This window comes from Candidatus Accumulibacter sp. ACC012 (genome assembly GCF_907163155.1).
Lineage (GTDB): Bacteria > Pseudomonadota > Gammaproteobacteria > Burkholderiales > Rhodocyclaceae > Accumulibacter > Accumulibacter delftensis.
The window spans coordinates 228,340-253,019 of the sequence record NZ_CAJQUC010000003.1 but is presented as its reverse complement, the minus strand read 5'-3'; the positions used below and the strand labels follow the sequence as shown (position 1 = coordinate 253,019).

At 58.6% G+C, this 24,680-nt stretch carries 30 protein-coding genes; all 30 read right to left on the bottom strand.

Translation table 11 applies throughout. The features are described from left to right. Positions 1-13: 13 nt before the first annotated feature. Entirely contained in the window at positions 14-232 is a 219-nt protein-coding gene (gene infA, locus QZ648_RS04605) for a translation initiation factor IF-1 (protein WP_015767904.1), read from the bottom strand. Between the two features lies 1 nt (position 233). Then, on the bottom strand, positions 234-1,559 hold the full coding sequence (gene secY / locus QZ648_RS04600) for a preprotein translocase subunit SecY (RefSeq protein ID WP_291996236.1): 1,326 nt from the start codon (positions 1,557-1,559) through the stop codon (positions 234-236). Between the two features lie 23 nt (positions 1,560-1,582). Continuing rightward, positions 1,583-2,017, bottom strand: a complete 435-nt coding sequence (gene rplO, locus QZ648_RS04595) for a 50S ribosomal protein L15 (RefSeq protein WP_291996235.1) — start codon at positions 2,015-2,017, stop codon at positions 1,583-1,585. A 1-nt stretch (position 2,018) separates the two neighbouring features. Beyond that, positions 2,019-2,201, bottom strand: a complete 183-nt coding sequence (rpmD, locus tag QZ648_RS04590; protein ID WP_291996234.1) for a 50S ribosomal protein L30 — start codon at positions 2,199-2,201, stop codon at positions 2,019-2,021. A 3-nt stretch (positions 2,202-2,204) separates the two neighbouring features. Further along, a complete protein-coding gene (rpsE, locus tag QZ648_RS04585; RefSeq protein ID WP_291996233.1) occupies positions 2,205-2,729 on the bottom strand; it encodes a 30S ribosomal protein S5 in 525 nt (174 codons plus the stop codon). A 32-nt stretch (positions 2,730-2,761) separates the two neighbouring features. After that, complete coding sequence (gene rplR, locus QZ648_RS04580; protein WP_291996542.1) at positions 2,762-3,115, bottom strand: 50S ribosomal protein L18; 354 nt, start codon at positions 3,113-3,115, stop codon at positions 2,762-2,764. A 13-nt stretch (positions 3,116-3,128) separates the two neighbouring features. Beyond that, positions 3,129-3,665, bottom strand: a complete 537-nt coding sequence (gene rplF, locus QZ648_RS04575) for a 50S ribosomal protein L6 (protein WP_291996232.1) — start codon at positions 3,663-3,665, stop codon at positions 3,129-3,131. Positions 3,666-3,674: 9 nt separating this feature from the next. Continuing rightward, positions 3,675-4,070 carry a 30S ribosomal protein S8 gene (gene rpsH, locus QZ648_RS04570; RefSeq protein ID WP_169066526.1) on the bottom strand — a complete coding sequence of 132 codons (396 nt, stop codon included), beginning with the start codon at positions 4,068-4,070 and terminating at the stop codon, positions 3,675-3,677. A gap of 15 nt (positions 4,071-4,085) precedes the next feature. Next, the gene (gene rpsN, locus QZ648_RS04565; protein WP_169066525.1) at positions 4,086-4,391 is read right to left on the bottom strand and encodes a 30S ribosomal protein S14; all 306 of its coding nucleotides are present in this window, start codon (positions 4,389-4,391) and stop codon (positions 4,086-4,088) included. Between the two features lie 6 nt (positions 4,392-4,397). Continuing rightward, entirely contained in the window at positions 4,398-4,937 is a 540-nt protein-coding gene (gene rplE / locus QZ648_RS04560) for a 50S ribosomal protein L5 (protein WP_169066524.1), read from the bottom strand. A 9-nt stretch (positions 4,938-4,946) separates the two neighbouring features. Beyond that, entirely contained in the window at positions 4,947-5,264 is a 318-nt protein-coding gene (gene rplX / locus QZ648_RS04555; RefSeq protein WP_169066523.1) for a 50S ribosomal protein L24, read from the bottom strand. A gap of 8 nt (positions 5,265-5,272) precedes the next feature. Next, positions 5,273-5,641 (bottom strand): 50S ribosomal protein L14, encoded by a 369-nt coding sequence (gene rplN / locus QZ648_RS04550; RefSeq protein WP_169066522.1) that lies wholly within the window; start codon positions 5,639-5,641, stop codon positions 5,273-5,275. Positions 5,642-5,770: 129 nt separating this feature from the next. Then, complete coding sequence (gene rpsQ / locus QZ648_RS04545; RefSeq protein ID WP_169066521.1) at positions 5,771-6,037, bottom strand: 30S ribosomal protein S17; 267 nt, start codon at positions 6,035-6,037, stop codon at positions 5,771-5,773. Continuing rightward, positions 6,034-6,228, bottom strand: coding sequence for a 50S ribosomal protein L29 (gene rpmC / locus QZ648_RS04540; protein WP_034923805.1), 195 nt, complete (start codon positions 6,226-6,228; stop codon positions 6,034-6,036). The genes rpsQ and rpmC overlap by 4 nt, the downstream gene beginning before the upstream one ends. Positions 6,229-6,230: 2 nt before the next feature. Beyond that, complete coding sequence (gene rplP / locus QZ648_RS04535) at positions 6,231-6,644, bottom strand: 50S ribosomal protein L16 (RefSeq protein ID WP_169066520.1); 414 nt, start codon at positions 6,642-6,644, stop codon at positions 6,231-6,233. Then, entirely contained in the window at positions 6,628-7,479 is an 852-nt protein-coding gene (gene rpsC / locus QZ648_RS04530) for a 30S ribosomal protein S3 (RefSeq protein ID WP_291996231.1), read from the bottom strand. The genes rplP and rpsC overlap by 17 nt, the downstream gene beginning before the upstream one ends. A gap of 9 nt (positions 7,480-7,488) precedes the next feature. After that, entirely contained in the window at positions 7,489-7,818 is a 330-nt protein-coding gene (gene rplV, locus QZ648_RS04525) for a 50S ribosomal protein L22 (RefSeq protein WP_291996541.1), read from the bottom strand. Between the two features lie 10 nt (positions 7,819-7,828). Further along, positions 7,829-8,104: a 30S ribosomal protein S19 gene (gene rpsS / locus QZ648_RS04520; RefSeq protein WP_042333105.1), complete on the bottom strand. Its 276-nt coding sequence runs from the start codon at positions 8,102-8,104 to the stop codon at positions 7,829-7,831. A 13-nt stretch (positions 8,105-8,117) separates the two neighbouring features. Further along, complete coding sequence (rplB, locus tag QZ648_RS04515; protein WP_169066518.1) at positions 8,118-8,948, bottom strand: 50S ribosomal protein L2; 831 nt, start codon at positions 8,946-8,948, stop codon at positions 8,118-8,120. Further along, positions 8,948-9,250 carry a 50S ribosomal protein L23 gene (gene rplW, locus QZ648_RS04510; protein WP_291996230.1) on the bottom strand — a complete coding sequence of 101 codons (303 nt, stop codon included), beginning with the start codon at positions 9,248-9,250 and terminating at the stop codon, positions 8,948-8,950. Before rplW ends, rplB begins: the two co-directional genes overlap by 1 nt. Further along, a complete protein-coding gene (rplD, locus tag QZ648_RS04505; RefSeq protein WP_169066517.1) occupies positions 9,247-9,867 on the bottom strand; it encodes a 50S ribosomal protein L4 in 621 nt (206 codons plus the stop codon). Before rplD ends, rplW begins: the two co-directional genes overlap by 4 nt. Continuing rightward, a complete protein-coding gene (gene rplC / locus QZ648_RS04500; protein WP_169066516.1) occupies positions 9,868-10,512 on the bottom strand; it encodes a 50S ribosomal protein L3 in 645 nt (214 codons plus the stop codon). A gap of 113 nt (positions 10,513-10,625) precedes the next feature. Then, positions 10,626-10,937: a 30S ribosomal protein S10 gene (rpsJ, locus tag QZ648_RS04495; RefSeq protein WP_169066515.1), complete on the bottom strand. Its 312-nt coding sequence runs from the start codon at positions 10,935-10,937 to the stop codon at positions 10,626-10,628. A gap of 59 nt (positions 10,938-10,996) precedes the next feature. Next, positions 10,997-12,187: an elongation factor Tu gene (gene tuf / locus QZ648_RS04490; RefSeq protein WP_291996229.1), complete on the bottom strand. Its 1,191-nt coding sequence runs from the start codon at positions 12,185-12,187 to the stop codon at positions 10,997-10,999. 22 nt (positions 12,188-12,209) lie between these two features. Beyond that, on the bottom strand, positions 12,210-14,303 hold the full coding sequence (gene fusA, locus QZ648_RS04485) for an elongation factor G (RefSeq protein ID WP_169067188.1): 2,094 nt from the start codon (positions 14,301-14,303) through the stop codon (positions 12,210-12,212). Between the two features lie 64 nt (positions 14,304-14,367). Next, positions 14,368-14,838 carry a 30S ribosomal protein S7 gene (gene rpsG, locus QZ648_RS04480; protein WP_169067187.1) on the bottom strand — a complete coding sequence of 157 codons (471 nt, stop codon included), beginning with the start codon at positions 14,836-14,838 and terminating at the stop codon, positions 14,368-14,370. A 95-nt stretch (positions 14,839-14,933) separates the two neighbouring features. Further along, positions 14,934-15,311 carry a 30S ribosomal protein S12 gene (gene rpsL, locus QZ648_RS04475; protein WP_169067186.1) on the bottom strand — a complete coding sequence of 126 codons (378 nt, stop codon included), beginning with the start codon at positions 15,309-15,311 and terminating at the stop codon, positions 14,934-14,936. Positions 15,312-15,478: 167 nt separating this feature from the next. After that, on the bottom strand, positions 15,479-19,690 hold the full coding sequence (gene rpoC, locus QZ648_RS04470) for a DNA-directed RNA polymerase subunit beta' (protein ID WP_291996228.1): 4,212 nt from the start codon (positions 19,688-19,690) through the stop codon (positions 15,479-15,481). 87 nt (positions 19,691-19,777) lie between these two features. Next, the gene (gene rpoB, locus QZ648_RS04465; protein ID WP_291996227.1) at positions 19,778-24,058 is read right to left on the bottom strand and encodes a DNA-directed RNA polymerase subunit beta; all 4,281 of its coding nucleotides are present in this window, start codon (positions 24,056-24,058) and stop codon (positions 19,778-19,780) included. 249 nt (positions 24,059-24,307) lie between these two features. Next, positions 24,308-24,676, bottom strand: coding sequence for a 50S ribosomal protein L7/L12 (gene rplL / locus QZ648_RS04460; RefSeq protein ID WP_169067184.1), 369 nt, complete (start codon positions 24,674-24,676; stop codon positions 24,308-24,310). Between the last annotated feature and the right edge of the window lie 4 nt (positions 24,677-24,680).

Sequence of the window (24,680 nt, the reverse complement as noted above, 5' to 3'; positions counted from 1 at the left end):
GCGTAGAGATTCTTCACTTGGCGCGGAAGACTATTCGCGCTCTGCTCAAGTCATAGGGTGTCAGCTGAACCGTCACCTTGTCACCTGGCAGAATGCGAATGTAGTGCATGCGCATCTTGCCAGAGATAAAACCAAGAACTACGTGACCGTTCTCCAGTTTCACCCGAAATGTTGCGTTGGGGAGGTTTTCGATAACCTCGCCCTGCATTTCAATTAAATCTTCCTTTGCCATCCTATTTCGCCGGTAACCCGGAGCCTTTGAAGTTAGCCTTCTTCAGCAGGCTCTCGTACTGGTGCGACATCGTGTAGGCCTGCACCTGGGTCATAAAATCCATCGTCACAACGACGATGATTAATAGCGAAGTGCCGCCAAAGTAGAAGGGGACATTCCACTTCAGGATCATGAACTCTGGTAGCAAGCACACGATGGTAATGTAGAGAGCGCCGACAAGTGTCAAACGCATCAGTATCCTGTCAATGTAGCGGGCCGTCTGATCCCCCGGTCGGATCCCCGGAACGAAGGCCCCACTTCTCTTCAGATTGTCTGCCGTTTCCCTGGAGTTGAAAACCAGAGCCGTATAGAAAAAGCAAAAGAAAATAATCGCTGCAGCATAAAGCATCACATAGATCGGCTGTCCTGGCGACAGCGCACCAGCGATATCCTTCAGCCAACGCCCCGACTCACCGCTACCAAACCAGCCGGCGATCGTTGCTGGAAAGAGAATGATCGACGAGGCAAAGATCGGCGGGATCACACCCGCCATGTTCAGCTTCAGCGGCAGATGCGAGCTTTGCCCGCCGTAAACCTTGTTGCCCACCTGACGCTTCGCGTAGTTCACCAGAATCTTGCGCTGACCGCGCTCGACGAAAACCACAAAAGCGGTGACCAAGACCACGAGAACACAGATCACCAGCGCCGTAAGCGGATGCATCGCGCCAGTTCGGACCAGCTCCAGCAGACCCCCGATGGCACTTGGCAAGCCCGCTGCGATACCTGCGAAAATAATCAGCGAGATTCCATTGCCCAGTCCCCGTTCGGTGATCTGCTCGCCCAGCCACATCAGGAACATCGTTCCGGTGACTAGCGTGGTAACGGTGACGAAGCGAAACATCATTCCCGGGTCAAGCACCAGGCCCGGCTGCGACTCTACCGCCACGGCTATGCCCATCCCCTGAAACAGAGCCAGAGCGACCGTACCGTAGCGCGTGTACTGCGTGATCTTGCGCCTTCCGGCTTCGCCCTCTTTCTTCAGCGCCTCCAGCTGCGGACTGGCATGGGTCATCAACTGCATGATGATCGACGCCGAAATATACGGCATGATCCCCAGCGCAAAAATTGTGAACCGCGACAATGCACCGCCGGAGAACATGTTGAACATGCCCAGAATGCCGCCCTGCTGCCTACCGAAGAGTTCGGCGAGAACTTGCGAATCGATTCCCGGAACGGGGATATGCGCACCGATCCGGTACACAACCAGAGCGCCGAGCAGGAACCAAAGCCGACGTTTCAGGTCGCCGAATTTCCCGCCTTTGCTGACTGTGCTAGGACTAGTTGCCAAAGAATTTCACCCCTGCCAACTCGTTATTCGGAGACGCTGCCGCCCGCGGCTTCGATCGCGGCTCGAGCGCCGGCAGTTGCGCCAACACCCTTGAGCGACACTTTCCGCGTGATCCCGCCCGACAGAACAACCTTTGCCGCCAGCACTTGCTGAGGCACCAGGTTCGCCTGACGCAAGGTCGCCAAATCGATCTCATCAACTGGCAAGCGCGCAATGTCAGACAGCCGTACTTCTACATTACGGGCGCCGGTCAGCGACTTGAAGCCACGCTTGGGAAGACGGCGCTGCAAAGGCATCTGACCGCCCTCAAAACCCACTTTGTGAAAGCCACCGGCACGCGATTTCTGGCCTTTGTGACCACGCCCACAAGTCTTGCCCCAACCGGAACCAACGCCACGACCAACGCGCTTTTTGTTTGTGCGGGCACCCTCGCCAGCTTGAACAGTATTCAGGTCCATCTCAGCCCTCACATTTCAAGAGATAGCTGACCTTGTTGATCATCCCGCGAACCGCCGGAGTATCTTCAAGTATCGCGCTACTATGCATCCGCCGCAGACCCAGGCCGCGCACTGTCGCACGATGCGATTCTCTGGTCCCGATCAGGCTCCTGACAAGCGTCACTTTTACTTTTTTCTCAAGCATCTCTTACCCCTGGATCTCGGCGACGGTCTTGCCTCGCTTGGCCGCAACTTCGGCAGGCGTGGTCATCGAGCGGAGGCCGTTGATCGTCGCGCGGACAACATTATAGGGATTGGTCGACCCGTGTGCCTTGGCGACCACGTTAGTCATTCCGATCACGTCGAACACTGCTCTCATCGCACCACCGGCGATCACACCCGTACCCTCCGGCGCAGGTTGCATCATCACCGTCGATGCACCGTGCCGGCCAAAAACGGTATGTTGCAGAGTACCGTTCTTGAGGCTTACCTTGATTAGGTTGCGCCGCGCCTCTTCCATGGCTTTTTGAACAGCCACCGGCACTTCGCGCGACTTGCCCTTGCCCATACCCACGCGTCCGTCACCATCACCAACGACGGTAAGCGCCGCGAAACCGAGAATCCGACCGCCCTTGACCACCTTCGTTACGCGGTTGATCGAAATCATTTTCTCGCGCATGCCGTCATCGGGTTTGTCAGACTGCTGCGGTTTTCTGCCTTGTGGTCTAGCCATTGATTACTCCAATTCTTTGCAGGGTGCGGCGGTCAGAACTTAAGGCCGGCTTCACGCGCCGCCTCGGCAAGCGCCTTGACCCGTCCGTGATATTGAAACCCGGAACGGTCAAAGGAGACCTGCTCGATCCCGGCCTTCCTGGCACGCTCGGCAACCAGTTGCCCAATTGCCTTGGCGGCACCGACATCACCTCCGTTGGGCAAACTCTTGCGCACTTCTGGCTCCAGCGACGAGGCGGCAGCCAGGACCTTGGTGCCACAGGCTGAAATCACCTGCGCATAGATGTGGCAGTTGCTGCGGTGAACCGACAGACGTACCGACTTCAGTTCGGCAATTTTGGCCCGGGTTTTGCGAGCCCTGCGCAAACGCGCCTGTTTCTTGTCAATCATCTCAGCACCCTTACTTCTTCTTCTTCGTTTCTTTGATCACGACCACTTCGTCGACATAGCGAACGCCCTTGCCTTTGTAAGGCTCCGGCGGACGGTAGGCACGAACCTCGGCGGCCACTTGGCCAACGAGTTGCCGGTCGACACCCTTGATGACGATTTCGGTCTGCGTCGGAGTCGTCGCAGTGACACCCCCTGGCAGCTTGTAGGCAACCGGGTGCGAAAATCCAAGCGTCAGATTTAGCGTGTCACCCTGCACCTGGGCACGATAGCCGACGCCAACGAGATTCAACTTGCGCTCGAACCCGGCACTCACCCCGGTCACCATATTGGCGACGACAGCGCGCATCGTGCCCGACATGGCGACTGACTCGGCCACTCCGACCACCGCCTTGCACGACAGGCTTCCGTCTTCGAGCGTGACAGTGACCGCCGGATGCGACGCAAACTCGAGAGAGCCCAGAGGGCCCTTCACGGAAATTCGATCGGACGACAGATCTACCGCGACACCCTGCGGCAGAACAATTGGTTTTTTTGCAACGCGGGACATAGTTACCCCTTACGCGACGACGCAGAGCACTTCGCCGCCAATATGGCTGGCGCGTGCCTTGCGGTCAGTCATGACACCCTTGGGCGTGGACACGATGGCCACACCAAGACCGTTCATGACCGGAGGAATGTTGTCGGCACCTCGATAGATCCGCAGGCCTGGCCGGGAAACGCGATCGATTCGCTCGATCACCGGACGACCGGCGTAGTACTTCAAGCCAATCTCCAGAATCGGCTTGCCATCGTTGGGACTGACGCCGAAATTTTCGACATAGCCCTCGTCCTTCAATACCTGGGCGATGGCAATCTTTACTTTGGAAGACGGCATGGCGACGGAGGCCTTGTTTGCCATCTGGGCATTCCGGATGCGTGTCAGCATATCGCTGATCGGATCGCTCATACTCATATCGTTCTCTCCTGCCTACCAGCTAGCCTTGATCATTCCGGGGACCTCACCTTGCATGACGAAGTCGCGAAGCTTGCCACGACCCAGACCGAACTTGCGAAAGACGCCACGCGGACGACCGGTCAACGCACACCTGTTACGCAGCCGAACCGGGCTCGCGTTGCGCGGCAGCGCCTGCACTTTCAGCCGGGCCTCGAAGCGATCCTCAACCGACAGACTCTGGTCGTTCATGACCGCCATCAGTTCGGCACGCTTCTTGGCATACTTTTCGACTGTCTTGCGCCGCTTCTCACCGCGGTTGATCACAGAGAGTTTTGCCATTTCGTCTCAGTTCCTGAAGGGAAATTTAAACGCGCCAAGCAAGGCACGCGCTTCGTCATCGGTCTTCGCAGTCGTCGTGACGCTGACGTTCATGCCGCGCAGCGCGTCGATCTTGTCGTACTCGATTTCCGGGAAGATGATCTGTTCTTTGAGGCCCATGTTGTAATTGCCACGGCCATCAAAACCCTTGCCCGATATACCGCGAAAGTCACGCACCCGCGGCAGCGCCACGGTCACCAGACGATCAATGAATTCGAACATGCGCGGCCCACGCAGAGTGACCATGCAGCCAATCGGATAGCCGGTGCGAATCTTGAAGCCAGCAATTGATTTGCGTGCCTTGGTGGTCACCGGTTTCTGTCCGGCGATCTTGGTCAAGTCGCCAATCGCGTGCTCAAGCACCTTCTTGTCAGCGATCGCCTCACCCACACCCATGTTGAGCGTCACCTTGGTGATACGCGGCACTTCCATAGCCGACTTGTAGCCGAACTTTTCGGTAAGCTGCGCCACCACCGTGGTCTTGTAGTAATCCAGTAAACGTGCCATGACTACTCCTTAGGCCCCCAACACTTCGCCGTTCGATTTGAAAAAGCGCACTTTCGTACCGTCTTCAAGCAACTTGAAGCCAACACGATCCGCTTTTTTGGTCGCCGGATTGTAGAGCGATACATTTGATACGTGCAGCGGCATCTCTTTTTCGATGATGCCGCTGACGATACCTTTTACGGGATTTGGCTTGACATGCTTCTTGACGCGATTAACCCCGGAGACCAGCACATGCTCGGAATCAGTACGCTGCAGCACGGAACCGCGCTTTCCCTTGTCTTTTCCGGCAATGACGACGACGTCATCGCCTTTACGAATCTTTTCCATGACCTTCCTTACAGCACTTCCGGCGCCAGGGAGACGATCTTCATGAACCGATCGCCGCGCAGCTCGCGCGTAACCGGTCCGAAAATACGCGTACCAATCGGCTCCATCTTGTTATTCAGGAGGACAGCTGCGTTATGGTCGAACTTGACCAGGGAGCCATCCGTGCGGCGCACACCCTTGGCCGTGCGCACAACCACCGCGCTGTATACGTCGCCCTTCTTGACACGCCCACGCGGCGCCGAATCCTTGACGGTGACCTTGATAATGTCGCCAACACTCGCGTAGCGGCGCTTGGAGCCGCCCAGCACTTTAATGCACATCACCGAGCGCGCACCGGTGTTATCGGCGACGTCGAGAACTGTCTGTACTTGAATCATCTGTCACTCCAACTTGTCCCGCAGCAGCGGTCAGTCTTGGAACCCGTAGGGGTAGAAACGCTCAGAGGCGAGAGTCAGCCGAGCGCGAGGAAGGCGGCATTATAGCCGCTCTTGAGAACAAAGCAAGCTTTAAATCGCAACCGCGCGTTCTAGAAGCTTGGTGACAACCCACGACTTGCTTTTTGATAGCGGGCGACACTCCTGGATTTCGACCAGGTCACCTGCCTTGGCTTCATTGCCGTCATCATGCGCGTGGTACTTGCTTGAGCGCATCATGATTTTGTCGTAAATCGCGTGCTTGACACGGCGCTCGACGACGACCGTCACCGTCTTGTCCATGCGGTCGCTGACGACGCGCCCGACCAAGGTGCGCTTGCTGCTGGTGGTCTCGCTCATTGTTGAACTGCCTTTTCACGAAGAAGAGTGCGTACGCGCGCAATCTGCCGACGCACTTTACCGATCTGACTATTGTTGGACAACTGCTGCGTTGCCAGCTGCATCCGCAGACCAAACTGGGCCTTCAGCAAGTCCAGCAACTCCTTGTTCAGTTCGTCGACCGTTTTTGCTCTGAGTTCACTGACTTTCATGATCAACCTACCATACGCGTTACGAAAACCGTCGGAATGGGCAGCTTCGCAGCAGCCAGCGAAAACGCTTCACGCGCCAGGGTTTCGTTTACGCCATCCATCTCGTACAGAACCTTGCCGGGCTTGATCTCGGCAACCCAGTATTCCGGGTTTCCTTTACCGCTTCCCATGCGCACTTCCGCAGGCTTCTTCGAAATCGGCTTGTCCGGGAAAATCCGGATCCATATCCGGCCACCGCGCTTAATATGGCGCGTCATGGCCCGCCTGGCGGCTTCGATCTGCCGAGCCGTCAAACGACCGCGACCAATTGCCTTGAGCCCGTACTCGCCGAAACTCACCTTGGCTCCGCGCGTCGCCAGGCCGGTATTACGGCCTTTCTGCTCTTTGCGGTACTTTCTTCTAGCTGGCTGAAGCATCTGTGGTTCCTGCCTTTCTTACACGTTTCACCGGCGCCTTCGCGTCCGGAGCGGCTCCCTCGACGCCTGCTGCGTCTTCCTGGCCCTCTGGCTTTACCCTCACCGCGACGCGCGGTCGCTCGGCATCCCCGGGACGGGTAGCACGACGCGGTTTGCGCGCCTGCTCGTCGGCCGCCCCTTCCGGAGCCGCTAGCGTCTGATCGTGGCGACTAATTGTTTCACCCTTGTAGACCCAGACCTTGACACCAATCAGTCCATAGGTGGTCAGCGCTTTCGAGGTGGCATAGTCAATATCGGCACGCAGCGTGTGCAGCGGCACACGCCCCTCGCGATACCACTCACGACGAGCAATCTCGGCACCGTTCAAGCGACCCGAGCTCATGATCTTGATCCCTTGCGCACCGAGCCGCATGGCGTTCTGCATCGCCCGCTTCATCGCGCGGCGAAACATGATGCGCTTCTCGAGTTGCTGGGTAATCGAATCCGCGATCAGCTGCGCATCGATTTCCGGCTTGCGAATCTCTTCGATGCTGACATGCACTGGCACACCCATGATCTTCTGCAACGCGCCGCGCAGATTATCGATCTCTTCGCCCTTTTTGCCGATAACCACGCCAGGGCGCGCCGAGAAAATAGTCACGCGCGCATTCTTGGCAGGGCGCTCAATGAGAACGCGGCCGACGGAAGCGTGCTTGAGTTTCTTTTTCAGGAACTCGCGGACTTGCACATCTTCGTTGAGCATTCCAGCGAAGTCTTTCTTGTTCGCATACCAGCGCGACGACCAATCACGAGTAACAGCCAGCCGAAACCCAGTAGGATGAATCTTTTGTCCCATACTTATTCCTCAGTTGCCGACGGTCAGAAAAACGTGACAGGTCGGCTTGACGATCCGGTTGCCGCGCCCTTTCGCCCGTGCCGTAAAGCGCTTGAGCACCATGCCCTTCTCGACGCAGATGGTTGTGACTTTCAGCTCATCAATATCAGCCCCATCATTGTGCTCGGCGTTGGCGATCGCCGACTCAAGCACTTTCTTGATGATCGCCGCACCTTTTTTCGGGCTGAAGGTCAGGATGTTGAGGGCCTTATCCACCGACAGGCCGCGGATCTGATCGGCAACCAGTCGACCCTTCTGGCTCGACAGGCGAACGCCGCGCAAAACAGCACGAGTTTCCATATTCATTGTTCTACCTCTTTGCCTTTTTGCCGGCCGTATGACCTTTGAAAGTGCGTGTCAGCGAAAACTCGCCGAGCTTATGCCCGACCATATTCTCTGTGACATACACCGGTACGTGCTGCTTGCCGTTATGCACAGCAATCGTCAGGCCAACAAAATCCGGCAATACGGTCGAACGGCGCGACCAGGTCTTGATCGGGCGCTTGTCGCCCGTCGCGCGCACGGCGTCCACCTTTTTGATCAGATGGGCATCGGCAAACGGGCCCTTTTTAACGGAACGTCCCATGGTTCTCTATCCCTTAGCGTTTGTTACTACGGCGCTGCACGATCATCGAGGTCGTGCGCTTGTTGCGACGAGTACGATAACCTTTGGTCTTGGTACCCCAGGGGCTGACCGGGTGCATACCCGCCGCCGTCTTGCCTTCACCACCGCCATGCGGGTGATCGACCGGGTTCATCGCCACACCACGAACAGTCGGACGGATGCCGCGCCAGCGGTTCGCGCCAGCCTTGCCGATCGAGCGCAAGCTATGCTCTTCGTTACCCACTTCCCCAATCGTCGCGCGGCAGTCGACATGCACCCGGCGGATCTCGCCAGAACGCAAGCGCAGCTGAGCATGCACACCTTCGCGGGCAAGCAACTGCACCGAGGTACCCGCAGAGCGCGCCAGCTGCGCACCCTTGCCGGGAATCATCTCGACACAATGGATCGTCGTACCCACCGGAATATTGCGAATCGGCAGCGTATTACCCACCTTGATCGGCGCTTCCGAGCCACTGATCACCTGCTGACCAACGACCAGACCGCGCGGCGAGATGATGTAGCGCCGCTCACCATCCGCATAACAGAGGAGAGCAATGCTCGCCGTTCGGTTTGGATCATACTCAAGGCGCTCGACCTTGGCCGGAATGCCGTCCTTGGTACGCTTGAAGTCAACCAGGCGATAGTGCTGCTTGTGACCGCCGCCACGGTGGCGGTTGGTGACATGACCATTATTGTTGCGCCCAGCGTGCTGCGACTGTGACTCGACCAGGGCCGCCAGCGGCGCGCCCTTGTGCAGCTTCGGATTAACGACCTTGACAACCGCACGCCGGCCTGGCGAAGTCGGCTTGACTTTGACGAGTGCCATCAGAAGCCCCCTCCATCGACGAAGTTAATCTCCTGCCCCGCTTGCAGGCACACGTAGGCTTTCTTCCAACTTTTTCGCCGACCCATCGCGCGACCAAACTTCTTTTGCTTGCCCTTGACGATGGCCATCTGAACCGATTTCACCGAAACCTTGAACAGCAACTCGACAGCGCCCTTGACTTCAGGCTTGGTCGCATCCGGCACCACGCGAAAAATCACCTGCTCGTGCTTGTCGGCGATAAAGGTCGCCTTCTCGGAGATCTGTGGGGCGAGCAGTACTTGCATCAGGCGTTCTGGATTCATCCCAGGATCTCCTCAAACTTGGCCAGCGCACCCCTGGTGATCAACACCTTCGGGAAACGGACCAGCGACACGGGATCGGCCTGCTGAACTTCCACAACCAACACATTGGGAAGGTTGCGCGAAGCGAGAAACACGTTCTCACCAAGCTCCTCAGTGATCACCAGTACGGACTCATAGCCCAAACTCTTGATCTTCGCCGCAAATAATTTTGTCTTCGGCGCCTCGATCGAAAACTCATCGACCACTGCCAGACGATCTTCACGGACCAACTGGGAAAGAATGGCCGCCATACCGGCGCGGTACATCTTGCGGTTCAGCTTGTGGCTGAAGTTTTCGTCCGGCGTACTTGGAAAGACCCGACCACCACCACGCCAGATTGGCGACGACGACATGCCCGCACGAGCCCGACCCGTGCCTTTCTGCCGCCAAGGCTTTTTCGTCGAGTGACGAACGTCAGCACGGTCTTTCTGAGCGCGATTGCCACTACGAGCGTTGGCCTGATAAGCAACCAACACCTGGTGCACCAGAGCTTCGCTATATTCGCGACCGAAGAGAACATCAGAAGCCTGCAGGAGACTCGCCTCCTGGCCCTGCTCATTAATAAGCTTGAGTTCCATTTATGCCCCCGCCTTGACTGCAGGACGCACGATCACGTCCGACCCCTTGGAGCCGGGAACCGCACCCTTGAGCAGCAGCAACTGTCGTTCGACGTCGACGCGGATGACTTCGAGATTTTGCTGGGTGCGCTTGGCAGCACCCAGATGACCAGCCATCTTCTTGCCCGGAAAAACACGCCCCGGATCCTGCGCCATACCCGTCGAGCCCAGCGCCTTGTGCGACACGGAGTTGCCGTGCGTTGCGTTCTGAGACGAAAAGTGATGCCGTTTGATCGCACCGGAGAAACCCTTGCCGATCGTCTGGCCGGTGACATCAACCTTCTGGCCGACCGCAAAGATGGTGATACTTACCTGGTCGCCAGCCTTCAGCTCAGCGAGCTCCTCGGCAGAAACAGGAAATTCTTTCAATACGTGACCGGCTTCGACGCCAGCCTTGGCCAGGTGCCCGGCCAGCGGCTTGCTTACACGCGACGGACGCCGCTTGCCAAAAGCCAACTGCACGACGGAATAGCCGTCGTTTTGCTGCGTCTTGATCTGAGCGACGCGATTGTTCGACACATCGAGCACGGTTACCGGGATGCTTGCGCCAGCCTCGGTAAAAATGCGCGTCATGCCGACCTTGCGTCCAACAAGGCCTAGACTCATGTTTATTCTCCTCTGACCGGCTACGATTGGCCGGCGAGCGCTTCAAACAAAACGGGCAGCGTGAGAACGCAGCTGCCCGACCAAAGCCGGCAATTATAGCCGTAAGGCAGTCGCTACTGCAACTTAATTTCGACGTCGACACCCGCCGGCAGGTCAAGCTTCATCAGCGCATCGACGGTCTTGTCGGTTGGATCGATGATGTCCATCAAGCGAAGATGGGTACGCATCTCGAACTGATCACGCGAAGTCTTGTCGACGTGCGGCGAGCGAAGAAGGTCAAAACGCTGGATGCGCGTTGGCAGCGGCACCGGACCACGAACAACAGCGCCGGTACGCTTGGCGGTTTCGACGATCTCCTGGGCAGACTGATCGATCAAGCGATAGTCGAAGGCTTTCAGACGAATCCGTATTTTTTGGCTTTGCATGTCATATTCCAAAGAGCGATGGGCGGCCCAACTGGCGCCGCCCGAAGTATTTTTTCAAACTACTCGATGATTTTTGCAACCACGCCGGCACCGACGGTACGGCCACCTTCGCGAATAGCGAAGCGCAGGCCTTCTTCCATGGCGATCGGCGCAATCAGCTTGACCGTCATCTGGATGTTGTCACCAGGCATCACCATTTCAACACCTTCAGGCATCGAGATGGCACCGGTCACATCCGTCGTGCGGAAGTAGAACTGCGGGCGATAGTTATTGAAGAACGGCGTGTGACGACCACCCTCTTCTTTCGACAAGACATACACCTCACCCGAGAAGTGGGTGTGCGGCTTGATCGAACCGGGCTTGGCCAGCACCTGACCGCGCTCGACGTCTTCACGCTTGACGCCGCGCAGCAGAACACCAACGTTGTCGCCCGCCCGACCTTCGTCGAGCAGCTTGCGGAACATCTCGACGCCGGTGCAGATGGTCTTCACCGTCGGCCGGATACCAACAATCTCGACTTCTTCACCCACCTTGACGATGCCGCGCTCGACACGACCGGTAACTACCGTACCGCGACCGGAGATCGAGAAAACGTCTTCGATCGGCAGCAGGAACGGCTTGTCGATCGCGCGCTCGGGGGTCGGAATGTAGCTATCCAGCGCATCCGCCAGCGCCAGCACCGACAGCTCACCCAGCTCGCCGAGGTCACCCTCAAGGGCCTTTAGGGCAGAACCCTGGATGATCGGCACGTCGTCGCCCGGGAAATCGTACTTGGAAAGCAGCTCGCGCACTTCCATATCCACCAGCTCGAGCAGCTCGGCATCATCAACCATGTCGCACTTGTTCAGATAGACAATGATGTACGGTACGCCCACCTGGCGGGCCAACAGAATGTGCTCACGCGTCTGCGGCATCGGACCGTCAGCGGCCGAGCACACCAGAATCGCGCCGTCCATCTGCGCGGCACCGGTGATCATGTTCTTCACGTAGTCAGCGTGACCCGGGCAATCGACGTGCGCGTAGTGGCGCTTTGCCGTCTCGTACTCGACGTGCGCGGTATTGATCGTGATCCCGCGCGCCTTCTCTTCCGGCGCCGCATCGATCTGGTCGTAGGCTTTGGCGGTACCGCCATACTTCTTCGACAGAATGGTCGTGATCGCCGCCGTCAGCGTTGTCTTGCCGTGGTCAACGTGCCCAATCGTGCCAACGTTGACGTGCGGTTTGTTGCGCTCGAATTTTCCCTTTGCCATTACCTTATCCTCAAAAACAACGTCATTTCTTGTTGATGATGGCCTCTGCGACGTTCTTCGGCGCTTCGGCGTAGTGCTTGAATTCCATGGAGTAGGTCGCACGACCCTGTGACAGCGAGCGCAGGGTGGTCGAATAACCGAACATCTCCGCCAGCGGCACTTCGGCGCGAATCAGCTTGATGTTCCCCGGAGCATCTTCCATTCCCTGAACCATGCCGCGACGACTCGACAGGTCGCCCATGACATTTCCCATATAGTCTTCCGGCGTCTCGACTTCCACAGCCATCATCGGCTCGAGCAGGGTTGGCTGGGCGCGACGCATCCCTTCCTTGAAGGCAAACGATGCCGCCATACGAAAAGCGTTCTCGTTGGAGTCGACGTCGTGGTAAGAGCCCTCGAAGAGGGTGAACTTGATATCGACGACCGGGAAGCCAGCCAGCACACCGCTGGTAATCGCATCCTGCAAGCCCTTGTCGACCGCCGGAATGTACTCCCGCGGCACCGTACCGCCCTTGATGGCGTCGACGAATTCGTAGCCTTTACCGGTCTCGTTCGGTTCAATCTTCAGCCACACGTGGCCGTACTGACCACGCCCTCCGGACTGCTTGACGAACTTGCCTTCCTGTTCAACCGACTTCTTGATGCATTCACGGTAAGCCACTTGTGGCGCACCGACATTGGCATCGACCCCGAACTCGCGACGCAGGCGGTCGACAATGATCTCCAGGTGCAACTCGCCCATACCAGAGATAATGGTTTGCCCGGACTCCTCATCCGTACGCACGCGGAAAGACGGATCCTCCTGCGCCAGGCGGCCAAGTGCGATACCCATCTTTTCCTGGTCGGGCTTGGTTTTCGGCTCGACTGCGACGTGTATCACCGGCTCCGGGAAAATCATCCGCTCAAGAGTGATCACTGCGGTCGGATCGCACAGCGTCTCACCGGTGGTCACATCCTTAAGGCCGACACAGGCCGCGATGTCGCCGGCGAGCACCTCTTTCAACTCCTCGCGGTTGTTGGCGTGCATCTGCAGCACGCGCCCGATCCGCTCGCGACGCCCCTTGGTCGGGTTGTAGATGAAGTCGCCCGACTTGAGCACCCCGGAGTAGACGCGAATAAAGGTCAACTGCCCGACATAGGGGTCGGTCATCAGCTTGAAGGCCAGCGCGGAGAACTTGGCGGAATCGGACGCCTCGCGACTACCCTGCTCGCCATTCTCCAGCTCGCCGGTTACCGGCGGAATGTCGATCGGCGACGGCAGCAAATCGATCACCGCATCGAGCATGCGCTGCACGCCCTTGTTCTTGAAAGCGGTTCCGCACAGGGCCGGCTGGATCTCGCAAGCCAGGGTACGCGCGCGCAGACCCTTGATGACATCAGCCTCGTCGAGGTCACCATTTTCAAGATAGCGGTCCATCAACTGCTCCGAGGACTCAGCCGCCGCCTCGACCATCTTGCCGCGCCACTCGTTAGCTTCCGCCTGCAACTCAGCCGGAATCTCGCGATAGTCGAACTTCATGCCCAGCGAGGCCTCATCCCAGATGACGGCCTTCATCTTGATCAGGTCGACAACACCCTCGAAGTAGTCTTCCTTACCAATCGGAATCACGATTGCCACCGGATTGGCGGTCAAGCGGGTTTTCATCTGCGCCAGGACTTTGAAGAAGTCCGCACCTTGCCGATCCATCTTGTTTATGAAAGCCAGGCGCGGCACCTTGTACTTGGTCGCCTGACGCCAGACGGTCTCGGATTGCGGCTGCACACCCCCGACCGCGCAATAAATCATGCACGCGCCATCGAGAACCCGCATTGAGCGCTCGACTTCAATGGTGAAGTCGACGTGACCCGGGGTATCGATGATGTTGACTCGGTGCTCGGGGCGGTCAAGCTGCATACCCTTCCAGAAACAGGTGGTTGCAGCCGAAGTAATCGTGATACCGCGCTCCTGCTCCTGCGCCATCCAGTCCATGGTCGCAGCACCGTCATGGACTTCACCAATCTTGTGGTTGATACCCGTATAGAACAGGATACGCTCGGTCACCGTCGTCTTGCCGGCGTCAATGTGAGCGCTGATGCCGATATTTCGGTAGCGCTCGATGGGGGTTTTACGTGCCACAGTAATAGACCTTCACGAATAAAGAGCGATCGTCGCCGCAAGGCGGCAACGCTTTGGGTATGACCTAGAAGCGGAAGTGCGCAAACGCCTTGTTGGCTTCTGCCATGCGGTGGATTTCGTCACGCTTCTTGACAGCGCCGCCGCGACTCTCGGAGGCCTCCAGGATTTCGGCTGCCAGGCGCTGACCCATCGACTTCTCCGAACGCTTGCGGGCCGACTCACGCAACCAGCGCATAGCCAGCGCCATGCGACGACTCGGACGAACCTCAACCGGAACCTGGTAGTTGGCGCCGCCGACACGGCGACTCTTGACTTCGACCAGCGGCCTGATGTTACCGAGCGCCATGGCAAAGGTCTCCAAGGGATCCTTGCCGGTCTTGGTCACAATCTGCTCGAAGGCACCATAGACAATGCGCTCGGCGACAGACTTCTTGCCGCTCATCATGATCGTATTGACAAACTTCGACACATCAACGTTGCCGAACTTCGGGTCCGGCAGAATATCGCGCTTCGGTACTTCACGACGACGGGGCATAACAACCTCTCATAGTCACAATTCAGTTGAAGAACCGGGCAACGCGCCCAGCCCTCCCGGCCGCCCATGGGGAACGACCCTTACTCGGACGAAAATCAAGCCGCTTTTTGGCGCTTGGTCCCGTACTTGGAACGACCCTGCTTACGCTTCTTGACACCCTGGGTGTCCAGCGAGCCACGAACGGTGTGATAACGTACACCCGGAAGGTCTTTCACACGACCACCGCGGATCAGCACCACCGAGTGCTCCTGCAGGTTGTGCCCCTCGCCACCGATGTACGAAATAACCTCGAAGCCATTCGTCAAGCGCACCTTGCAGACTTTGCGCAAGGCAGAGTTCGGCTTCTTCGGCGTGGTGGTGTACACACGCGTGCATACTCCCCGTTTTTGCGGGCAATTCTCCAGCGCGGGGACTTTGCTCTTGGTACGGACGGCCTCGCGAGGCTTGCGCACCAACTGGTTAATGGTTGGCATGTTTCTACCCTTCTATTCAGTGCAGAGACGCTCATGAAGACCACATGACGTCTGCAAAAAACCAAGGCGGACCGGGAAGGCCGCCTTGGCGATTTCAGTGACCAGCCGACACACTAGACATGGTCGGCGACAAAGACCGGCGATTCTATGGTCTATCACGCGCCAAGTCAAGCAATCGGTTCGTCCTCGGCACTCTCCTCAGTGGCTGCAGGCTCGGCGTCGAGCAAACCGACTCCGGCAGCCACATCTTCGCCGGCGAGATTCTTCTTGCGCGTGTTGTGATAGGCAAGACCGGTGCCCGCGGGGATCAGGCGACCGACGATGACGTTCTCCTTCAGGCCGCGCAGCTCGTCACGCTTGCCCATGATCGCCGCCTCGGTCAAGACACGCGTCGTTTCCTGGAACGACGCTGCCGAAATGAAGGAATCAGTGGACAGCGAGGCTTTGGTAATCCCCAGCAACACGTGTTCGTAGATCGCCGGCAGCTTGCCTTCGGCGACAATCAAGTCGTTCTCATCGAGGAGATGTGCGCGCTCGACCTGCTCGCCCTTGATAAACTTGCTGTCACCGGCATCCACCACATTCACCCGGCGCAGCATCTGGCGAACGATCACTTCGATGTGCTTGTCGTTGATCTTGACACCTTGCAGGCGGTACACGTCCTGAACCTCGTCAGTGATGTAGACCGCCAATGCCTCGACGCCCAGCAAACGAAGAATGTCGTGGGGGTCTGGCGCACCATCGACAATCGACTCGCCCTTGTTCACCACCTGCCCATCATGAACTAGGACATGCTTGTCCTTCAGGATCAGGTACTCGTGAGTTTCGCCGTCAAGATCGGTAATCACCAGGCGCTGCTTGCCCTTGGTGTCCTTGCCGAAGGACATGGTGCCGGTGAACTCGGCCAGCATACCGGCATCCTTCGGCGTCCGCGCTTCGAACAATTCCGCCACGCGCGGCAAGCCACCGGTAATGTCCCGGGTCTTTGCCGATTCCTGGGGAAGTCGCGCCAGCACGTCGCCCACCGAAATGGTCTGTCCGTCGGCGACATTGATGATTGCGCCAACCTGGAAAGTGATGGTCACCGCTTGATCGCTGCCGTGCATCTTGACCTCTTCCCCGCCCGGTTCGAACAACCTGACCTGCGGGCGCAGCCCTTTGCTGGGCACCTTTCCACCGCGCTTGGGATCGATGACCACCAGGGTAGACAGACCGGTCACCTCGTCAATCTGCTTGGCGACGGTGACGCCTTCGTCGACGTTCTCGAACTTCACCAGACCCGAGTATTCGGCGATGATCGGCCGCGTGTGCGGATCCCAGGTTGCCAGGCGAATACCTGCCTTGACCGCCTCACCGTCGACGACGCGCAAGGTCGCCCCGTAAGGAACTTTATGCTTTTCACGTTCGCGACCACTATCGTCGGTAATCAAAACCTCGCCGGAACGGGTGATGACGATCTTCTCGCCCTTGGCGCTGGTGACATAGCGCATGGTCGAGGTAAAACGCACCACACCGGCGCTGTGCGTCTCGACGTGACTCGCCACCGCAGCGCGCGATGCTGCGCCACCAACGTGAAAAGTGCGCATGGTGAGCTGCGTTCCCGGCTCGCCAATCGATTGCGCGGCCATGACTCCGACCGCCTCGCCAACGTTGACCGGCGAACCGCGGCCGAGGTCACGCCCATAACACATGGCGCACAGACCATAGCGGGTATCACAGGTCAACGGCGTACGTACCTTGACTTCGTCGATTCCCAAGCGGTCGATCAGATCGCAGTGATCCTCGGAGATCAGCGTTCCCTGCTCGATGAGGGTCTCTTGTGAATCGGGGTCAATCACGTCGGCCGCCGTAACGCGGCCAAGAATGCGCTCGCGGATGGCCTCGATGACCTCACCGCCTTCGATCAGTGCTTTCCGAGTAACGCCGTTGCTCGTTCCGCAATCATCCTCGATGACCACCAGGTCCTGCGTCACGTCGACCAGCCGACGCGTCAAGTAGCCCGAGTTGGCGGTCTTCAAGGCCGTATCGGCAAGACCCTTGCGAGCGCCGTGCGTCGAGATGAAGTACTGGAGGACGTTCAGACCTTCGCGGAAATTCGTGGTAATCGGCGTTTCTATGATCGAGCCGTCCGGTTTTGCCATCAGCCCGCGCATGCCGGCCAGCTGGCGAATCTGCGCGGCAGAACCACGCGCCCCCGAATCGGCCATCATGAAGATGGAGTTGAACGACTCCTGCCTTTCCTTCACACCGTGGCGATTAACGACTTCCTCGTGACCGAGTTGATCCATCATCACCTTGGCCACCTGATCACCGGTACGCCCCCAGATATCGACGACCTTGTTGTAGCGCTCGCCGTTGGTGACCAGACCGTTGGTGTACTGGTTCTCGATTTCCTTGACCTCGTCGTCGGCCGCGGCAATGATTTCGCGCTTTTGCGCTGGCACCAGCATGTCGTCCGAGCAAATCGAAATACCCGCCCGGGTCGCCAGGCGATAGCCGTTCTGCATCAACTTGTCGGCAAAGACGACGGTTTCCTTGAGACCGCAGCGGCGGAACGCGGCGTTGATCAGCTTCGAGATTTCCTTCTTCTTGAGCGGCTTGTCGATCAGGCTGAAGGGCAGCCCTTTCGGCAGGATCTCGGAAAGCAGGGCACGCCCGGCGGTCGTCTTGTAGCGCGTGACCTTCTCCTGCCAGCCATTCTCGCCGTCACTCTCGTACTCGGAAATGCGCACCGAGACACGCGCGTGCAGGTCGAGTTGGCCGGCCTGCATGGCGCGCGTCACTTCGGCGAGATCAGGGAAAATCATCCCCTCGCCCTTGGCATTGACGCACTCGCGAGTGGCGTAGTAGAGACCGAGAACGATATCCTGCGAAGGAACAATGATCGGCTCGCCGTTGGCTGGCGACAGGACATTGTTCGAGGCCAGCATCAGGGTCCGCGCTTCCATCTGCGCCTCGAGGGACAGCGGCACATGCACGGCCATCTGGTCACCGTCGAAGTCGGCGTTGAAGGCCGCACAAACCAGAGGATGCAGCTGGATCGCCTTGCCCTCGATCAGCGTCGGCTCAAAAGCCTGAATGCCCAGACGGTGCAGCGTCGGCGCCCGGTTGAGCATGATCGGATGTTCGCGGATGACTTCTTCCAGGATGTCCCAGACGACCGATTCCTGCGTCTCGACCATCTTCTTCGCCTGCTTGATGGTGGTCGCCAGACCCATGCCTTCCAGACGGTTGAAAATGAACGGCTTGAACAGCTCCAGGGCCATGAGTTTCGGCAGCCCGCACTGGTGCAGCTTGAGTTGCGGACCGACGACGATGACCGAACGACCCGAGTAGTCGACGCGCTTGCCAAGCAGGTTCTGGCGGAAACGACCGCCCTTACCCTTGATCATGTCGGCCAGCGACTTCAGCGGACGCTTGTTGGCACCGGTCATCGCCTTGCCGCGGCGACCGTTGTCGAGCAGCGAGTCGACAGCCTCCTGGAGCATCCGCTTTTCATTGCGAACGATGATTTCCGGAGCCTTGAGTTCGAGCAGGCGCTTCAGACGATTGTTGCGGTTGATGACGCGGCGATAGAGATCATTGAGGTCGGAGGTCGCAAAGCGGCCGCCGTCCAGCGGCACCAGCGGACGCAGATCGGGTGGCAGGACCGGCAACACTTCGAGCACCATCCACTCGGGCTTGATCCCCGATTTCTGGAAGCCCTCAAGAATTTTCAGGCGCTTGGAGAACTTCTTGCTCTTGGTTTCGGAGGTCGTCGTCTCGAGTTCGGAGCGCAGGGTTTCGACTTCACGGGCCAGATCGATCGAACGCAGCAGTTCGCGGATGCCTTCGGCACCCATCGCCGCGTCGAAGTCGTCGCCGTACTCTTCGACTTTGGCCAGATAGTCGTCCTCGGTCAACAGCTGCGCACGTGCCAGCGGCGTCATGCCCGGATCGTAGACCACGAAGGCTTCGAAGTAGAGCACCCGTTCGATGTCACGCAAGGTCATGTCGAGCACCATGCCAAGACGGCTTGGCAGGCTCTTCAGGAACCAGATATGGGCCACCGGGCTGGCCAGATCGATGTGCGCCATACGCTCACGGCGAACCTTGGCCAGCGTCACTTCGACGCCGCATTTCTCGCAGATCACGCCACGATGCTTGAGCCGCTTGTACTTGCCGCAAAGGCACTCGTAGTCCTTGATCGGGCCAAAGATCTTGGCGCAGAACAGACCATCGCGTTCCGGCTTGAAGGTACGATAGTTGATCGTCTCGGGTTTCTTCACTTCACCATAGGACCAGGAGCGAATCTTGTCCGGCGAAGCGAGACCAATGGTGATCGCGTCGAACTGCTCTTCCTGCGTCACCTGCCTAAACAAATCAAGCAGTGCTTTCATCTTTTGCTCCAGTTAGGAGTGGGGGTGTCAGGGGCGGCGCGCGGTCGACCGGTAGACCGACCGCAACGCTCACCCCTCGGCAAACAATCAGAAACGTTCGAGATCGATGTCAATCGCCAGCGAACGGATTTCCTTGACCAGTACGTTGAAAGATTCGGGCATACCGGCCTCGATCTTGTGATCACCCTTGACGATGTTCTCGTACACCTTGGTCCTGCCATTCACATCGTCAGACTTGACGGTCAGCATTTCCTGCAGCACGTACGAAGCACCATAGGCTTCGAGCGCCCAGACTTCCATCTCGCCGAAACGCTGGCCACCAAACTGGGCTTTACCCCCCAACGGCTGCTGGGTGACCAGCGAGTACGGGCCGGTCGAACGCGCGTGCATCTTGTCGTCGACCAGGTGGTGGAGCTTCAAGACGTGCATGTAGCCAACCGTCACCTGGCGCTCGAAACGCTCACCCGTGCGGCCGTCATACAAGGTCATCTGCCCTGATTCGGGCATTCCGGCGAGCGCCAGCATGCCCTTGATCTCGGATTCCTTGGCGCCATCGAAAACCGGCGTCGCGAAAGGCACGCCCTTTTCCAGGTTGCCGGCCATTTCGACAATCTCACCGTCGCTCAGTTGATCGAGATCCTCGGACTTGCCCGTACTGTTGTAGATCTGATCGAGGAAGCCGCGAACCTCGGTTGCCGTCGCCTGGCGGCGAAGCATTTCGCCAATTCTGAAACCCAGGCCTTTGGCAGCCAGCCCCAGGTGGACCTCGAGAATCTGTCCAACGTTCATCCGCGATGGGACGCCGAGCGGGTTGAGCACGATATCGACCGGGTGGCCATCGGCCATATACGGCATGTCTTCGACCGGAACGATGCGTGAAACAACGCCCTTGTTGCCGTGCCGGCCGGCCATCTTGTCGCCCGCCTGCAGGCGCCGCTTGACGGCGACGTAGACCTTGACCATTTTCTGCACGCCGGGCGGCAGCTCGTCGCCCTGGGTGAGCTTCTTGCGCTTCTCTTCGAAAGCGACGTCGAAACCTTTGCGCGTCTGCTCAAGGCCATCGCGGAGGGATTCCAGCTGATGCGCGATTTCTTCGTCGGCCATGCGGATGTCGAACCAGTGATGCGGCTCGATCCCGTCGAGGTACTCCTGGGTGACCGCCGCCCCTTTGGCCAAGCGCTTCGGCCCACCATTGGCCGGTTTGCCAATGATCATCCGTGCGACGCGGGCGAAGGCGTCGCGCTCAACGATGCGCAGCTGATCGGCGAGGTCCAGCTTGTAGCTGCGCAGATGATCGTCGATGATCGACTGCGCACGCTTGTCGCGCTCGATACCCTCGCGAGTAAACACCTGCACATCGATTACCGTGCCGGCGATTCCCGACTGAACACGCAGCGAAGTGTCTTTGACGTCGGACGCTTTTTCACCAAAAATCGCCCGCAACAACTTCTCTTCGGGGGTCAGCTGCGTCTCGCCTTTCGGCGTCACTTTACCGACCAGCACGTCGCCGGCCTCGACCTCGGCGCCGATATAGACGATCCCCGATTCGTCGAGGCGCGCCAGTTGCGACTCGCCGAGCGACGCGATGTCGCGGGTAATTTCCTCGGGCCCCAACTTGGTGTCCCGCGCCACGACCGTCAGTTCCTCGATGTGGATCGAAGTAAAACGATCCTCGGCAACGACCCGCTCCGAGATCAGGATGGAGTCCTCGAAGTTGTAGCCGTTCCACGGCATAAAGGCGACCAGCATATTCTGACCGAGCGCCAGCTCACCCTTGTCGGTCGACGCCCCATCGGCGACCACGTCGCCCCTGGCGATCACGTCACCGACGCGCACCAGCGGCCGTTGGTTAATGTTTGTGTTCTGGTTGGAACGGATATATTTCACCAGGTTGTAGATATCGACACCCACTTCGCCCGGCCCGGTCTCGTTGTCGTTGACGCGCACCACAACCCGCGAGGCATCGACATAATCGACCACCCCGCCGCGCAGCGCCTGCACGGCAGTACCCGAGTCCACAGCGACCGTGCGCTCGATGCCGGTACCGACCAACGGCTTTTCCGGACGCAGACAAGGCACCGCCTGGCGCTGCATGTTGGCGCCCATCAAGGCGCGGTTGGCGTCGTCGTGCTCGAGGAAGGGAATCAGCGAAGCGGCGACCGAAACGATCTGGCTTGGCGCAACGTCCATGTACTGCACACGCGCCGGTTCGGCAAGAATCGTTTCACCTTTCTCGCGACAGGTGACCAGATCGTCGCTGAGCACGCCTGCCTCACCAAGCTCGGAGTTGGCCTGAGCGATGACATACGCACCTTCTTCGATCGCCGAGAGGTACTCGATCTGATCGGTCACCCGGCCGTTGACCACTGTGCGGTAGGGTGTTTCGAGAAAGCCGTACTCGTTGGTCCGCGCATACAGCGCCAGCGAATTGATCAGGCCGATGTTCGGACCTTCCGGCGTTTCGATCGGACAGACGCGGCCGTAATGCGTGGGATGCACGTCGCGCACTTCGAAGCCCGCACGCTCGCGTGTCAGGCCGCCCGGGCCCAGGGCCGAAACACGGCGCTTATGGGTAATCTCGGACAGCGGATTGGTCTGATCCATGAATTGCGAAAGCTGGCTGGAACCGAAAAACTCCCGCACTGCAGCACTGATCGGTTTGGCGTTGATCAGATCGTGCGGCATCAGATTGTCCGACTCAGCCTGCGACAAACGTTCCTTGACCGCGCGCTCGACACGGACCAGGCCAGCCCGGAATTGATTCTCGGCCAACTCACCGACCGAGCGAACACGGCGATTGCCGAGATGGTCGATGTCATCCACTTCGCCGCGACCATTGCGCAACTCGACCAGCAGCTTGATGACCTCAACGATGTCCCGTGGCGACAGAGTCAACTGCTCGCGTGCTTCGCCACTGGCACCCTCGGCTTTCAGCTGCTCGAACAATGCCCGCGCATCGGCTTCGGTCATGTTTTCGGCGACCGCTCGCGGCCCGTGGTTCAACTCACCAAGAAGCGCGATGCCTGGTGCCGTTTCACCGATCGCCTCCTTGAGCAGAGTGACCAGGCCCTCGCGCTTGGAAGGTACATGCTTGAGCATGATCTTGTATTCGACGACATCTTTGCGGGCCACTCGGCGGTTGAACTTCATGCGTCCGACGGCTGACAGGTCGTAACGGTCGTCCGAGTAGAACAAGCCGTTGAAAAGGATTTCAACCGCTTCTTCCGTTGGCGGTTCGCCGGGACGCATCATGCGGTAGATGGCCACACGAGCGGCCTGCCTGGATTGCGTATCGTCAACGCGCAGGGTCTGCGAAATGAAACCGCCGCGATCGAGGTCGTTGATATACAGGGTATGCAGCGACTCGACACCGGACTCGACGAGTTTCGCCAGCAGGGACTCGGTGATCTCGTCGTTGGCAGTCGCCAGAATCTCGCCGCTACTCTGGTCGATGACATCCTCGGCGACGACGCGTCCGATCAGGAAGTCATCCGGAACGGCAACCTGCTTGATTCCGGCAGCATCGAGTTCGCGGATGTGCTTGGCAGTAATGCGCTTGTCTTTGGCGATAATCAGCGTCCCTGAGGGATCGTTGAAGTCGAAGCGTGCGACCTCACCGCGCAAGCGCTCGGGAACCAGCGCGAATTCGATGACGCTCTTGCCGAGAATGAAAGTGTCGAAGTCGAAGAACTCGCGCAGAATCATCTGCGGCGACAGTCCGATGGCCTTCAGCAAGGTGGTAACCGGCATCTTGCGCCGCCGGTCGACGCGGAAGAAGAGGAGGTCCTTGGGGTCGAACTCGAAATCGAGCCATGAGCCGCGATAAGGAATGACCCGCGCCGAAAAGAGCAGCTTCCCCGAACTGTGTGTCTTGCCCCGGTCGTGCTCGAAGAAGACCCCCGGCGAACGGTGCAGCTGCGAGACGATCACGCGCTCGGTGCCGTTGATGACGAAGGAGCCCGTGGAGGTCATCAAGGGAATTTCACCCATGTAGACTTCCTGCTCCTTGACTTCCTTGATCGTGTCGGGAGTCTCGCGGTCGAGAATGACCAGGCGAACCTTAGCGCGCAGGGCCGAGGCGAAAGTCAGGCCACGCTGGTGGCACTCCTTGACGTCGAACGCCGGCTCCGAAAGCGCAAAGCTGACGAACTCCAGACGCGCATTCCCGCTATGGCTGACAATCGGGAAAATAGAGGAAAACGCAGCCTGCAAACCCTGGTTCTTGCGTTGTGCTACGGGTGTCGTCTTCTGCAGGAAAGCAGAAAAAGACTCCAACTGGGTAGCCAGCAAGTACGGCACTTCAAGCACGCTGGCGCGCTTGGCGAAGCTCTTGCGGATACGCTTTTTCTCGGTGTAGGAGTAGTTCATGGTCGCTCCGAACTCAGACGGCAAAACCTCTAGTGCGCACCGGCGAAAGTCGCAAGACCCGCCAGTCCGCAACGGACAAAAGCAATATGATTAGCACAGCGACGATTACTTGCGTAGTCGACCGGTTTGCACTACTCATTATTGCGTTTGCACGCTGCACAGCAGTGCGTCCACGACGCAAAGCCGTTTCCGGAAAAGCACAAAAGGGCTGACAGCCGAAAGGCTGCCAGCCCAAGCGCTCGGTCGGAATTACTTGACCTCGACCTTCGCTCCCGCATCCTCAAGAAGCTTGACAAGAGCGGCGGCGTCGGCTTTGGAGATGCCTTCCTTGACCGCCTTCGGTGCGCCATCAACGAGGTCCTTGGCCTCCTTGAGGCCGAGACCGGTTGCCGCACGGACGACCTTGATGGTCTCTACCTTCTTCTCGCCGCTAGCCATGAGCATGACCGTAAACTCGGTCTGCTCCTCAACCACCGCCGCAGCTGCGCCAGGTGCAGCGACGGCCATGGAGGCGGCCGAGACGCCAAACTTCTCTTCAAACGCCTTCACCAGGTCGTTCAGGTCCATTACCGTCATTGCACCAACGGCTTCCAGGATGTCTTCTTTGCTAATCGCCATAATC